This window comes from Asticcacaulis aquihabitans (assembly GCF_032490435.1).
Taxonomy (GTDB): Bacteria; Pseudomonadota; Alphaproteobacteria; order Caulobacterales; family Caulobacteraceae; genus Asticcacaulis.
On sequence record NZ_JAVGWM010000005.1, the window covers coordinates 110,300 to 123,799 of the forward strand.

General features: G+C 59.1%; 15 protein-coding genes and 1 tRNA gene. 1 reads left to right on the forward strand and 15 read right to left on the reverse strand.

The genetic code is table 11. The annotated features are described in order from the left end of the window. Position 1 precedes the first annotated feature (1 nt). Both RCJ00_RS18310 and RCJ00_RS18315 read right to left on the reverse strand, forming a co-directional pair. Positions 2 to 1,525, reverse strand: a complete 1,524-nt coding sequence (locus RCJ00_RS18310) for an undecaprenyl-phosphate glucose phosphotransferase (RefSeq protein WP_316223753.1) — start codon at positions 1,523 to 1,525, stop codon at positions 2 to 4. Positions 1,526 to 1,619: 94 nt separating this feature from the next. Beyond that, entirely contained in the window at positions 1,620 to 1,745 is a 126-nt protein-coding gene (locus RCJ00_RS18315; RefSeq protein WP_316223754.1) for a hypothetical protein, read from the reverse strand. Between the two features lie 138 nt (positions 1,746 to 1,883). Here RCJ00_RS18315 and RCJ00_RS18320 point away from each other — a divergent pair. Further along, positions 1,884 to 1,975 (forward strand) — tRNA-Ser (locus RCJ00_RS18320). Positions 1,976 to 2,064: 89 nt separating this feature from the next. Here the strand turns inward: RCJ00_RS18320 and RCJ00_RS18325 are convergent. From RCJ00_RS18325 to RCJ00_RS18385, 13 genes are all read right to left on the reverse strand, one after another. Beyond that, a complete protein-coding gene (locus RCJ00_RS18325; protein WP_316223755.1) occupies positions 2,065 to 2,490 on the reverse strand; it encodes a hypothetical protein in 426 nt (141 codons plus the stop codon). A 79-nt stretch (positions 2,491 to 2,569) separates the two neighbouring features. Next, complete coding sequence (locus RCJ00_RS18330; RefSeq protein WP_316223756.1) at positions 2,570 to 2,959, reverse strand: hypothetical protein; 390 nt, start codon at positions 2,957 to 2,959, stop codon at positions 2,570 to 2,572. Between the two features lie 130 nt (positions 2,960 to 3,089). After that, positions 3,090 to 4,709, reverse strand: coding sequence for an inorganic phosphate transporter (locus RCJ00_RS18335; RefSeq protein ID WP_316223757.1), 1,620 nt, complete (start codon positions 4,707 to 4,709; stop codon positions 3,090 to 3,092). 260 nt (positions 4,710 to 4,969) lie between these two features. Further along, positions 4,970 to 6,004 carry a sulfate/molybdate ABC transporter ATP-binding protein gene (locus RCJ00_RS18340; protein ID WP_316223759.1) on the reverse strand — a complete coding sequence of 345 codons (1,035 nt, stop codon included), beginning with the start codon at positions 6,002 to 6,004 and terminating at the stop codon, positions 4,970 to 4,972. 11 nt (positions 6,005 to 6,015) lie between these two features. Next, positions 6,016 to 6,861 (reverse strand): sulfate ABC transporter permease subunit CysW, encoded by an 846-nt coding sequence (gene cysW, locus RCJ00_RS18345; RefSeq protein ID WP_316223760.1) that lies wholly within the window; start codon positions 6,859 to 6,861, stop codon positions 6,016 to 6,018. Then, positions 6,858 to 7,754 carry a sulfate ABC transporter permease subunit CysT gene (gene cysT, locus RCJ00_RS18350; protein WP_316223761.1) on the reverse strand — a complete coding sequence of 299 codons (897 nt, stop codon included), beginning with the start codon at positions 7,752 to 7,754 and terminating at the stop codon, positions 6,858 to 6,860. The genes cysW and cysT overlap by 4 nt, the downstream gene beginning before the upstream one ends. A 107-nt stretch (positions 7,755 to 7,861) precedes the next feature. Continuing rightward, positions 7,862 to 8,881 (reverse strand): sulfate ABC transporter substrate-binding protein, encoded by a 1,020-nt coding sequence (locus tag RCJ00_RS18355; RefSeq protein WP_316223762.1) that lies wholly within the window; start codon positions 8,879 to 8,881, stop codon positions 7,862 to 7,864. A gap of 114 nt (positions 8,882 to 8,995) precedes the next feature. Further along, on the reverse strand, positions 8,996 to 10,039 hold the full coding sequence (locus tag RCJ00_RS18360; protein ID WP_316223763.1) for a sulfate ABC transporter substrate-binding protein: 1,044 nt from the start codon (positions 10,037 to 10,039) through the stop codon (positions 8,996 to 8,998). A gap of 86 nt (positions 10,040 to 10,125) precedes the next feature. Then, complete coding sequence (locus RCJ00_RS18365) at positions 10,126 to 11,517, reverse strand: OprO/OprP family phosphate-selective porin (RefSeq protein WP_316223764.1); 1,392 nt, start codon at positions 11,515 to 11,517, stop codon at positions 10,126 to 10,128. A 93-nt stretch (positions 11,518 to 11,610) separates the two neighbouring features. Continuing rightward, positions 11,611 to 11,838 carry a YezD family protein gene (locus RCJ00_RS18370; protein ID WP_316223765.1) on the reverse strand — a complete coding sequence of 76 codons (228 nt, stop codon included), beginning with the start codon at positions 11,836 to 11,838 and terminating at the stop codon, positions 11,611 to 11,613. A gap of 75 nt (positions 11,839 to 11,913) precedes the next feature. Further along, a complete protein-coding gene (locus RCJ00_RS18375; protein WP_316223766.1) occupies positions 11,914 to 12,339 on the reverse strand; it encodes an RrF2 family transcriptional regulator in 426 nt (141 codons plus the stop codon). A 146-nt stretch (positions 12,340 to 12,485) separates the two neighbouring features. After that, positions 12,486 to 12,989 carry a type II toxin-antitoxin system VapC family toxin gene (locus RCJ00_RS18380; protein WP_316223767.1) on the reverse strand — a complete coding sequence of 168 codons (504 nt, stop codon included), beginning with the start codon at positions 12,987 to 12,989 and terminating at the stop codon, positions 12,486 to 12,488. Continuing rightward, a complete protein-coding gene (locus RCJ00_RS18385) occupies positions 12,989 to 13,249 on the reverse strand; it encodes a type II toxin-antitoxin system Phd/YefM family antitoxin (RefSeq protein ID WP_316223769.1) in 261 nt (86 codons plus the stop codon). Before RCJ00_RS18385 ends, RCJ00_RS18380 begins: the two co-directional genes overlap by 1 nt. Between the last annotated feature and the right edge of the window lie 251 nt (positions 13,250 to 13,500).

The following is a 13,500-nucleotide window of genomic DNA, read 5'->3' on the forward strand; positions in this document are numbered from 1 at the left end:
ATCATCTGACCGTCTTCACGTCACCAGCCAGGCACGGAATGGTCATGGCCATGATGTAGAGGTCGAACCACAGCGAATGGCGTTCGATATATTCGACGTCGAGCGCGATACGGCGGCGCACGTCATCGGCATTGTCGAGCGGCCCGCGTGACCCCTTAATGGCGGCCCAGCCGGTAACGCCCGGCTTCATGCGGTGCCGCCAGGCGTATTCGGCGACCAGGCGCGCGCTTTCATCGGGACCGGTTTTCATGCCGATGGCGTGGGGACGCGGACCGACCAGAGACATTTCCCCGGCCAGGACGTTGAAGAGTTGCGGTAATTCGTCGATGCTCGTCTTGCGAATAAACCGGCCGATGCGGGTAACGCGCGGATCGCCCTTGGTCACCTGCTGGGCAGCCGTATGATCGGTCAGATGCGTGTACATGGAGCGGAACTTCCACACCATGATGGCTTCGTTGTTGAAGCCGTGGCGGCGTTGCCGAAAGAAGACGGGACCGGGGCTGTCCAGTTTGATCAGTGCGGCAACCACCAGCATCAGCGGCGCGAAGATGATCAGGGCCAGCGTGCCGATGATCAGGTCCTGAGCGCGCTTGAGCATGGCCCTGCGCTCATCTTCGGAGATGCCGGAGACGCGGGCGAGGGGAATATCGGCAACACGCGACCATGCGGCTTGGCGCGCGGTGGGGCTGTCCATATCGACATCAATGAACAGAGAGACTTCATTGGGCAGGCTGCGCAACTTTTCGACCGTGGCCTTGACGCGTGCCTTGGCGGAGGTGTCCAGCGCCACGACGATTTGATCGACATAGGGCGTGATCTTGTGGCTGAGCAGGGATTGCACGTCGCCCAGCACAGGCACGCCGGCGATGGCCGACGGGTTGCGCGCCAACCGGTCGTCGAATATGCCCAGGATGTTGACATGGCGTTCAGCGATCGCCGCATCGACCAGCTTTTCGGCATGCCGGGTCGCGCCGACAATCACAATCGATGGAATAAGCTTGCCCTGACGGCGCCAGCGATCGATGAGGCTCCACCATAACAGGTGTAGCAGCGCGAAGAAGCACAGACTCACCATGGCCCAGACGCGTATGGCCGTATCTACGGCATAGTCGTTTACTGAGAATTGCGCAAAAAAAGCAGCGATGACGTAGGCGGCGGTGAAAACGCACACCAGCTTCAGCATTTGCTTCCAGACCCGGCCTCTGCGGCCGAATCGGTACAACCCGCCGGCTTCGAGCATCCAGTAAAGTGCGCTGGTTGCGGCGATGAAGGGAAAGATATTGCCAAGCGGGGCAATAGAGAAACCGTATGGTGCGACGGATTTGGCCGACGATAGGGCGAAAGCGATAAGGGCGATCAGGTCGATGGAGCGGAACAGACGAACGAACATCTCGCCGCTGCGTCGTTCCCGTGCCGAAATAAGCCGTTCCGGACGGAAAGGACCGCGCCGATCCTCGGGCCGCGCGGCCTTGGGGTCGACATAGACGGCGTCAGTCAGCGTGGAGCGGGACAGGGGGGCGTTCATGACCTTGTGGCTTTTTCTAAACCTGGAGAGGCAAACTAGGCGATTGCGCTTAGGCTACCGTTAACGGCGGCCGGTTTTTGCTGAATTTTTAAGCCTACAGGTATTCTCGGATCGCCATGCCCGCCAGGATAACCAAGGCGACGGGCAGCAGGACAACGCCCAGGGCGGTTTCGGTCCAGGTCCGGCGCTGGGCGCGGACGTCGTAGGTTAGCTCGCTCATTTCGGCACCTCTCCTTGTTTTGGAAAGGGGTGTTGCAAGAGCCGGGCCACGCGTCGCCACAGGCTTGCTGTCAAAACCTGTGCAATTTTCGCCTAAACCGTTGCCTTTTAAAAATGAATACGCTAACTCACCCATAACGGAGACGTGGCCGAGAGGCTGAAGGCACTCGTTTGCTAAATGAGCGTACCCCCAAAAGGGTACCCAGGGTTCGAATCCCTGCGTCTCCGCCATCAAAATTAAAAGACTCGCCCGACGGGGCGGGCCTTTTTGCTGCGCGAAAGGAAGTGCGTCTGGCAGAAAGTCTAATCGATTGCCGCACCTATCCCCTAGCCGCGATGCGGCGGGCTTGGACGGCGGCGATGGTGCCGACCAGAAGCGCCAGGAGCACGGCCCAGCCTCCGATGGTTTCGATGGTCCAGAAGGTCTTGATGCCAATACCCAGGCCGGACAAATGGGCCAGAGCCGCCGCCATGCAGATGACTTGTCCGGCCAGCGCCCACCGCGGCCAGGGATGCGGGGATTTCCAGCCGACAACGACAAAGCCCTGAACGCACAGCAGATCAACCAGAAGCAGATAAAGCGGACGGTCCTGTTCTGAAATCAGGCCAAACCCCAGGGTCAGGGCATAGGCTGACAGATAGAAGAAGGACGCGTATTTTTCACGCCACGCGCCGAAAATCAGCGCGGACAGGCATACAATCAGAATGGCTGCCGCGCCGACCTGAGTAGCCACCGACTGTAACATATCGTCCCGTTCCCCAGATCCGTGCGATTTCGCCCAGACATACACTAATACAGGGAACGGGAAGCTCCGCAAGAAAAAGCTAGGGCGCGGCCAGGCCTAGGGAATCGGCGGGCAGCAAGCGCCCTGCCGGCTTGGGTTTGGTCTTGTCGTCCTCCGGCTTGTCATAGGGCGGAATGATGGCATCGGGCGCCAGTCCGACCCGTTTCTGGACACGGGTAAGGGAAGAATGGGCGGCCGCCATATGATGTTGCGCCTGGTTCAGCGCCGTCATGGCTTTCAGCGTGTGGTCATGCACGTCGATGGTGATCGCGGTAGATACCTGGATGGCGCGGCGTGACGCGACATAGGCTTCGATCAGGTGCGCCGCTTCGCTGAGCGCGGTGTCGATTGCTTCTTCGGTAACATGAAGCTGGGCCGTCAGGGCCTGGGCAACATTGATGGTCTTTTCGAGTGACTGGGCAGGGGACATGGAGTGACTCCTATCATCTGGTACGACCGTCCGGAAAACGCTGGACCACAACCGATGTTAGAGTCTTAAGGGTTTCAAAACGTGAAGGCTTATCCTTAAACTGTCATTAGCTAATGTTTTTTATGAGTTTTTAAAGGACCTGGCGCAGCACGAAGTAGAGTGCGCCGGCGATAACTATGGTTGCGGGCAAGGTCAGTACCCAGGCCATGGCGATGCCACGGATCGTACTCCATTGCAGGCCTGACCGGTTGGCTGTCATTGTTCCCGCTACGCCGCCGGACAGGATGTGGGTGGTGGAGACGGGCAGGCCCAGACGTTCGGCGGCGAAGATAGTAACGGCCGCCACGATGCCGGCGGCCGCGCCCTGGCCATAGGTCATCTTAGAATTGCCGATCTTTTCGCCAACCGTGACGACAATCCGCCGCCAGCCAACCATAGTGCCGAGACCAAGCGCCAGGGCGGTGGCCACCTTAACCCAATCGGGAATATAGCGCGTCATGTCGTTGAGCGTCTTTTGCAGGCCGTCGATAGCCTTGGTTTCGGCTTCGGGGGCGCCGGTCTTGGCCGATTTCAGGATGCCGACCGCGCCATTGACCAGATACATGTCATTGCGAAGCTGCGACATGTCGGCGGCCGGGACGTTGCGGATCGCGCCGTGGGCCGTGATCTCGGTTTCGATGCGGTTCGTCATCATGGCCAGAGCGGCATACAGGTCCGGGGTATCGATCTTTCGAGCGCGCACGGCGGCGTTTACGGCGCTGCGGGCAATGTCGAGGGTCGGGACCGTGGCGCCGTTGGCATGGGCCGCAAAGGCGGCTTCGCCGGCCTGAAGCGTGGCGATATAGGCCGGTTGATGCGCGTCGGGCAGGGCGCGGTTCAGCGCATAGGTCGCGGGGGCGACGCCGATCAGGATGATCATGATCAGGCCCATGCCTTTTTGGCCGTCATTACCACCGTGGGCGAAGGACACGCCCGTGCAGGCGGCGATCAGCGTGGCGCGAATCCACAGGGGCGGCGGGGCTTCGCCAACCGGCGCTTCATACAGTTTCGGATTGCGGATCAGAAGCTTCATGGCGAACAACAGTAGGCCGGCGGCGACAAAGCCGATAAGGGGCGAAAAGATCAAGGCCTTGCCGATCTTGGCCGCCTGGGTCCAGTCAATCCCGGACGTGGCGTTGACCGCCGAGGTCATGAGCTGGTTGGCGATACCCACCCCCATGATTGAGCCGATCAGGGCGTGGGACGAGGAATTGGGGATGCCCAGCATCCAGGTGCCAAGGTTCCAGATGATGGCGGAGATCAGCAGGGCGAAGATCATGGCGTAACCGGCGCCCGTGCCGACCTGAAGGATCAACTCGACGGGCAGCAGCAGCACGATGCCATAAGCAACCGCGCCGGTGGAGGCCAGGACGCCCAGGAAGTTGAATACGCCCGACCAGATCACCGCCGTCAGCGGCTTCATGGAATGGGTGTATATCACGGTCGCCACCGCATTGGCCGTATCGTGAAACCCGTTTACGAATTCGAAGCCGAAAGCGATCAGCAGGGCCAGGCCCAGGAACAGGAAGGCGCCGACGGCAATCGGCTGGCCAATGGCCAGGGCGTCTTCATGCACGCAGAAACCGACATAGAGCAGACCCAGCAGGATGGGGATGATAAATAACAGAGAGGGCGACAGGCGTGACTTGCGCGGTTCAGGTGGGGTGACCACAGGCTCGGACTTTCTGAACTCGGCGGACGCATCGAACATGAGGGCTCTCCTGAACTATTGGCGCCGCTGGAAACGAATTGGCGCCTCTTTGACAGGAGAGCAGGCAAGAGTCGATTTGTTTTTATGACAGTTTTATGACTGACGCCGGGTTGTAAGTCCTTGAAAGTACAAGATTGATTTTATGTTTTGAAATTCGTGTTTGGCTATCTTGCGAAAATATGTAGGTTTTTTATACGCCAATACACAGCATACGGATTAATCCCGGCGGGCAGATACCGGCCGGGACTTGGCCAAAAAAATCAGGCGTAGGCGTAAACGCGTTCCGGTTTGAGGCGCAAGGTGTCGCCGACCTCAAAGCCCTGCGCCTCGCTGCCATGCGGATGCTGGGTCTCGAACAGTGCGCCATCGGCCCCGGTCAGTTCCAGCCGCAGTGTACTGCCGGCAGGCAGGACGGCGGTGACGGTGACGGGAAGCCCAGGACCACCGCGCGACAATTGCGCTTCATAGGGACGGAAGCGCAGGACATAGTCGCCATCGTTGGCCGCGCCGATGACTGGAGCGGAAAAGCCATCGAATTGAGCGACGCCACTCTTTACGGAGCCCTGTGCCTTGTTGGCTGAGCCAAGGAAGTCAAAGACAAAGGCCGATTTCGGATTGGAGTGGATGTCGAGCGGCGTTCCGATCTGCTCCACCTTGCCGGCCTTCAGCACGACGACGCGATCGGCCAGGTCCAAAGCCTCTTCCTGATCATGCGTCACGAATATGGTTGTGACGCCCGTTTCGTGGTGGATGCGCTTAAGCCAGCGGCGCAGGTCCTTGCGCACCAGCGCATCCAGCGCGCCGAACGGTTCGTCGAGCAGAAGCAGGCGGGGATTGATGGCAAGCGCGCGGGCCAGGGCGACGCGCTGACGCTGGCCGCCCGACAGTTGGCTGGGATAACGCTTGCCGAGATCTTCAAGCTGGATGAGCTTGAGGAGGCGCTCGACGGTCGCCTTGATCTCCGACTTGGAGGGCCGTTCCTTTGCCGGGCGGACATTGAGCCCGAAGGCGATGTTTTGCGCCACCGTCATGTGGCGGAACAGGGCGTAGGATTGGAACACCATGCCGACGCGGCGGTCGCGCGGATTGAGCTTAAGGTAGTTCTCGCCTTCGAAGCTGATCTCGCCCGTATTCGGGGTATCCAGTCCGGCCAAGAGCCGAAGCAGGGTCGTCTTGCCAGACCCCGAGGGGCCGAGCAAGGCGATGAATTCGCCTGATTTGGCTTCGAACGTGACGTCGCGCAGGGCGGGAAAGTTGGTGAAGGTCTTGTTGATGTTCTTGATGATGAGCGACATGAAACTGTTTCCTAGTGTCGACGGGCGGCGGCAAGCTCGCCGGCAAAGCGCCATTCCAGAATGGTTTTGAGGACGAGCGTGACTATGGCGAGACCCGCCAGAATGGACGCCGCCGCAAAGGCGCCGATGGTGTCATACTGATTGTAGGTGATTTCGATATAGAGCGGCAGCGTATCAGTAAGGCCGCGAATATGACCGGACACGACGGACACGGCGCCGAATTCACCCATGGCCCGCGCGGTACACAAGAGTACGCCGTAAAGCAGCGCCCATTTGATATTGGGCAGAGTGACGCGGAAAAAGATGTCCCAGCCGCGTGCCCCGAGGGTCCGGGCGGCGACTTCTTCGTCCGTTCCCTGATCCTCCATAAGCGGGATCAGTTCGCGGGCGATGAAGGGCAGGGTGACAAGTACGGTTGCCAATACCAGGCCGGGCAGGGCGAACACAATCTTTATGTCGTGATCGCGCAGCAGAAAGCCGAACCAGCCCTGCGCCCCGAACAGCAATATCCACACCAGGCCGGAAATAACCGGCGAGATGGAAAACGGCAGGTCAAGGATGGAAAGAAGCAGGCTTTTGCCCTTGAATTCGAAGCGGGTAATGCACCAGGCGGCGCAGATACCGAAGACCGCATTGAGCGGAACGGCTATGGCGGAAACCAGCAGGGTCAGCCAGATTGCGGCATGGGCGTCCGGCGTATCGAGGGCGGCCAGGTACGGTTTGATGCCTTGCGAGAAGGCGGTCACCAGCACGTTGACAAGCGGCAGAAGGATAATGAAGCCCATCCACAAAAGCGTAAAGGCGAGCAGGGCGAACCCGGCGGCGGTTTTCGGGGCTTTGGCGGCTCTGGCGGTCATTTGGCGCTCCCGACATTGGCAAAGAAGCGCTGGGTAAGGTTCAGCACCAGAAGGATGGCGAGCGACATGGCCAGCATGATAACGCCAACGGAGGCTGCGCCGGCATAGTCGAATTCCTGTAGCTTGATTACGATCAGCAGGGGCGCAATTTCCGATACGTAGGGCATGTTGCCGGCAATGAAGATAACGGAGCCGTATTCGCCGACGCCGCGCGCCAGGGCCAGCGAAAAGCCGGTGACCAGCGACGGCATCAGGGCGGGCAGAATGACGCGGAAGGCGGTCTGGAAGTCCGTGGCGCCGAGGGTTTCGGCGGCTTCCTCAACTTCCGCCTCGAATTCGGCCAGTACGGGCTGAACGCTACGCACGACGAATGGCAGGCCAATAAAGGTCAGGGCCAGAAAAATACCGATGGGCGTGTATGCGATTTTCAGGCCCAGAGGCTCTGTGATCGAGCCGATCCAGCCATTGGAGGCGTAAAGACTGGACAATGCAATCCCCGCGACGGCGGTCGGCAGAGCGAACGGCAGGTCGATCAGGGCGTCCAGCAGCTTTCGGCCAGGAAAATTATAGCGTGTCAAAACCCAGGCGACGGCCAGGCCCGCAAAGGCGTTGACCACGGCCGCGGCCAGGGCGGTTATGAAGCTGAGATACAGCGCATGGAGGACGCGCGTGTCGGTCAGGACAAATTGAAAACCCTGCCAGCCGTGTTCCCATGGCCGCGCGACCAGCGCGATCAGGGGGATGATGACAATGGCGCTCAGATAAAAAAGGGTCAGGCCCAGTGTGATCTTGAAACCGGGCAGCACACGGGTCGTGCCCTTCGCCGGGTGGGGCGCCTGGAAGTGGTCGGGTATGACCGGTTCAGTCGCTGCGGTGTCGGGTTGTCCCGTCATCGTATCGCCTCTGTTTGGGGGTTAGAGCGGTACCGGCGCCTCTGTATCTATGCGCAGGCGGCGCCGGTTGGCAAATCGCGGTCTCGTGACCTTCGGTCGCCGGTGTGTTACCTTTTGGTGATCTGATCGAATACGCCGCCATAGGCGAAATGTTCGGCCTGGACTTTTTTCCAGCCACCGAAATCACGAATGGTGACCAGGTTGATCTTCAGGAACTGGTCGGCATATTTCGCGGCTATGGCGGGATCGCCGGGGCGATAGAAGTTCTTGCCAACGATCGCCTGGCCTTCGGCACTATACAGGTAGCTCAGATACTCACGTGCCACGGCCAGAGTGCCATGTTTCTGGGCGTTCTTGTCGACAACGGCGACCGAAGGTTCGGCTAGAATCGACAGGGACGGCACGACGATCTCGAACTTGCCCTTGCCGAGTTTGGCCTGGGTCAACAGGGCTTCGTTTTCCCAGGCGATCAGCACGTCGCCGATGCCGCGCTCCACGAAGGTGGTCGTCGAACCGCGCGCCCCGGTGTCGAGCACCTTGACATTAGCATAGACCTTTTTGACGAAGTCCTGGGCTTTGGTTTTGTCATTGCCGTAGGCCTTAAGCGCCCAGGCATAGGCAGCCAGATAGTTCCAGCGCGCACCACCACCCGTCTTCGGGTTTGGCGTGATGACGCCGACGCCCGGTCGCGCCAGGTCACCCCAGTCGTTGATATTCTTCGGATTACCCTTACGCACCAGCAGGACGATGGTCGAGGTATAGGGCGAGGAATTGCGCGGGAAGCGGCCTTGCCAGTTGGCGGGCAAGAGGCCGGATTTGGCGGAAATCTGGTCGATGTCGTCGGACAGGGCCAGGGTAACGACATCGGCGGGGCTGCCTTCGATGACGGAACGCGCCTGGGCACCCGACCCGCCGTGGCTTTGACGTATCGTCACATCCTGCCCGGTCTTGCCTTTCCAATATTTGGCGAAGGCGGCGTTATACTCGACGTAGAGTTCGCGGGTCGGATCATAGGAGACGTTGAGCAGTTCGAGGGGTTTGCCAGCGGCCAGTACGGCGGATGTCTTTCCCGCGGCCAGCAGCGCCGCACCGGCGACGGCCGTTGTCAGAAATGAGCGTCTTTGCATTGAGGTGTCCTTGCCAGGACCGGCGCGCGATATCGACCACGCCGCCGGACGGGCCATTAAGGGAGGAAATGCGATGATCGCCGCCGCCCGGTCGCGGGCGGCGGCGCATACGGCTTACTTCTTGGTGATCTGGTCGAACACACCACCGTAGTCGAACTGTTCCGACTGCACCTTTTTCCAGCCGCCAAAGTCATTGATCGTGACCAAAGGGATGCTTGGGAAGCGGCTGGCATATTTCGCCAGCACGGCCGGGTTAGACGGGCGGTAGTAGTTCTGGGCGATGATGTCCTGGGCTTCGTCGCTGTAGAGATAGTTCAGATATTCCTTGGCAGCGGCCAGGTTGCCCTTCTTGTTCGCGTTCTTATCCACGACGGCGACCGGCGGTTCGGCCAGGATGGAAATCGACGGATAGACGATTTCGAACTTGCCCTTGCCGAGCTGGTTTTGGGCCAGCCAGGCCTCGTTTTCCCAGGCGATCAGCACGTCGCCAACGCCGCGTTCAACGAAGGTGACAGTCGAACCGCGCGCGCCGGTGTCAAGCACGGGCACACGGCGGAACAGGTTGCCCAGGAACTCCTTGGCCAGGGCGTCGGTCCCCCAGCGCTTCTTGGCATAGGCGTAGGCGGCCAGGTAGTTCCAGCGGGCGCCACCAGATGTCTTGGGGTTTGGCGTGATAACCGAGACATCGAGGCGGATCAGGTCGTCCCAGTCCTTGATTTTTTTCGGGTTACCCTTGCGGACAAGAAACACGATGGTCGAGGCGTAGGGTGTCGAGTTCTTGGGGAAGCGGGTCTGCCAGTTGGCGGGCAGCAGGCCGGCCTTGGATGAAATGCTGTCAATATCGGCGGCAAGGGCAAGCGTGACGACATCTGCCGGGCTGCCGTCGATGACGGAGCGGGCCTGGGCACCCGAGCCACCGTGGCTTTGGCGGATGACGATATCTTCGCCAGTCGTGGCCTTCCAATGCTTGGCGAAGGCTTGGTTATAAGCGACGTAAAGCTCTCGGGTCGGATCGTATGAGACATTGAGCAGTTCGCGGGTCTTTCCGGCGGCAAGCGTCGGAAGGCTGAAGCCCGTGGCTAGAAGGGCGGCGCCCCCGGCCAGTCCGCTCAGCAGTTGCCGGCGCTGAAAACCTTTGGTGAGATCGTTGGAAGACATGTGTCTGTTCCTTTTGTCAGGGTCTTGTCAGGATCTGGCCGAACTCGAAGTCCGGCCAGCGTGCCGTATCTGGAATAAAAAAGCGATCAGTAGCGGAACTGGAAGCGGCCGGAGGCGAAGTTCTCGGTACGGCGGTCGGCTGTGCCGGCTGCGCCGCGATCGAACTTGGTCTGATCCCAATCGGCGACCAGCTTGATGTTCTCGTTCCAGTACCAGCCGATACCGAGGCCGGTAGAGGTCGCCTTAGACGCCGAGGAGGTCAGGGAGGCGAAGCCACTGGTAAAGGCCGCGTTGTCGATGTCGGTATAGCCATAGCGCGCGGTCAGTTCGACGGCGCCCCAGGTACCCTTTTTCCAGTTGAATTCGTTGGCGGGCTTGACGCCACCCTTGTAGGATACGCTTTCGCCTGTCAGGACCCAGGAGCCCGATACGTCGAGCGCGGAATTCTCAAGCTTGGCGTGGGCGGTGCCGAGTTGAACTTCCTGTTGGCTCGTCACGTAGTCGACTAGCAGGCCGAAATTGTTGAGATAGAACCAGGCCTGCGGGTTGGAGCGCGTTTGCTTTCCGGCCGAATAGACGCCCGTATTGTAGCGGAAGAAGGTCTGCTGGCCGGGCGTGCGATAGCTGGCCAATTGTGTGTTTGTCGTGTTGCCGATGTGCTTGCCGTCCGAGCCAGCATAGCCGATGCCGAGGCCCTGAAGCCAGACGACGCTTGAATTGGCGAATGGCTGGGCGAAGACACGGTACGCGACATCCTTGTGGTTATCGATGTCATTATTCAGGTTCGCATTGTCAGTGGCGCCGTCAAACAGACCGACCTGATATTCCAGCGTATTGTCGAGGAAGGTGCCAAATACCTGGTACCCGACGTCGCGATTGGGCACAAGGTTGGTCGAATGGCCGCGTTCGGTCCAGATGACATCGGCATCGGATTGCAGGCGTTCCAGACCCAGCGGCGACTTGAACTTACCGGCGCGCAATTGCACGGCGTCTGAGAACTTGTAGTCGATATAGGTGTCGACGATAGACGCGGCGGCCGAGGAGCTGCCGCCGAATTCCGGTGTGATGCGGAATGAGGCATTGCCAGCCTTACCCGAGAAGGTCGGGCGGATCAGGCGGGCCACGACTTCGTCCTGAAGCGTGCCGCCGTCATTGCCCCACGAGTGGGCGTCAATATTGACCTGTGCGTTGATGCCAAACGCATATTTGCCATCGGCCGAGGTGAACAGAAGCCCCTTCTTGTCTAGCACGGCCGTGGGCGTCTTAGCGGCGGCCGCGGTGGTCAGTTCCTGATCAAGTTCACGCTGGCGCTTAAGTGTATCCAACTCCTGCTCCAGGCGAGAAATACGCTCGTCCGTGGTGAGAGGAGCGGCGTCGGTGGTTTGAGTGGCGTCCTGCGCGTAAACGGCGGGAGCGGCCACCAAGGTCAGGGCGGCGGCAACAGCGCCGAGGCTGACGAGAGAGGTAGAGGTTCGCATAGAGGATGACTCCTGTGTCGGGTGCATCACTTCCGGTGGTCCGGTGAGCGAAATTATATTTTTATGGATGGTTTTGTGTGTACGCTTGAAGAACTAGGACAGGCTTTCGTTCAGGGGCTTGCCCTTGGCGTCGAAGCGCAGTTTTTCACTGCGTTCGATCTGGACCACGCGGGAATCATGGATGATGATTTCGAGCGATCCGAAGCGGATCTGTTGCAGGCTGGCCAATATCTGCCGTTCGATTTCGGTCAGGTCCTGGTGAGTTGTATGGCCGGAAAAGCCGGAATTTTGGCGCACGGAGGGGCTGGACGGTACACTCATGGTGATCCTCGTCTGATAAGACACTGAAATTGGAATAAGGTTTGACTAGGCGGTCCTGAGCCAGGTCAGGCAAGCTTACGCAGTCAGGGCAGGGTTACGCACGAGGTCTTGCAAACATCGGTTGTCCAGCACGCCAGACATGGCGTTACGAACGTCGAGCATCAGGTGGCGCAATTGACAGGCCGCTTCGTCGCGGCAGTCTTCGCATTTTTGGTAGGCGGTCAGGCTGGCGCAACGGATGGGCGCCAACGGGCCGTCAATAATGCGTATAATGTCCCCCAGAAAAATCTCGCTGGCGCTTTTGGCCAGGAAATAGCCCCCGAAGATACCACGCTTGGAGTCGACGATTCCGTTCTGGCGCAGCTCTTGAAGAATGTTGTCGAGGAATTTTTGCGGAATGTCCGCTGCCTCGGCGATCTGTTTGCTGGGCAGCATGGGTTTGTCCATTTGTGCCATGTGAATAAGCGCCTTTAGTGCGTATTTGGCTTTCATGGATAGCATGCGTTGCCTCTCCGTAAGCGCCGTTTAATCTACACTCAATGAGTAGTGTTTAATCAAAAGCGCGTCAATGGTGTTTAAAGCTTATAATTCTAATGTAAATTGATTAGCGGCGCTAAACCAGTCTTATCCCAATCTTATTCGCGGTCTTATCTAAGGAACAGGCTCTTGAGCCACTGTGAGCCCGTCTTGGCCACTTGTTGCCAGTCGGCGTCATCGCCAACAACATCTTCTTCTGGGGTATAACCCCAGGGGTTAAATAGTTTGATTTTGGTCGTCTTGAAAACAGTAACATTACGGGTCACGAGCGTGAGGCCATGCACTTGGGCAGTGGCTGCCAGCAACGCGTCACGATCAGACCGGAACTCAGGCAGGGCTGCGCGCTTTTTGACGACGGCGGAATCGATCGCCAGGATACGTCCCTCGAAGGCCTTCATGACCTGATCGTCCAGCCAGGCTCGTAGGGGCGCGCCCTGGCCGCGATCCTTGCGTTCTATCTTCGCCACGCTGTTTTCCAGTTCAAGCAAGCCGATGGCGGACATGTACAGGTTCTGCCGCGCCACGCCGGCGGCCCAGCGCATGACATTGGCGTCGCAGCGGCCGGATTTTGCCTTGCGCAATTCGCTGATGACGGCCGTATCGAGCAGATACATCAGTTCTCCCCGTCATCCATGGCTTCAGTGCGATCCCAGCCGGCGTCCGCCGGGGGAGCATCCAAGTCGATCTCGTTGTCCGGCATGGCCAGCAGGTCGACGATGTTCTCAGTCTGGCCGCTTATCTGGCGAAACGCCTCAAAGCTCATCAGTACGTGGGATGGGCGGCCGCGATCGGTGATGAAAACCGGTTCCTGACGGGCCAGCCGCTTCGCACGACCAACATCCTGGTTGAAATCACGGCTGCTAATCGTCGTCATGGGCGCCCCGTCAGTATTTTTGCTACCATAGAATGCGACGTCCGCATCGGCAAGACGGAACTACGTTGCTACAGGCGATTGTTTAAAAATGTAGAATTGTTTCTACATTGTGTTGAATGTGACACAAAACATTTTTTCAATAAAATAAAGGACTTGTCGATCTTTTTTTGATTGACGTAACGTGGATTTATGAGATGTCTTGCCTTCGGTGGGGCGAAATGTCCACCGGACAAGACATCTAATAATCCAGG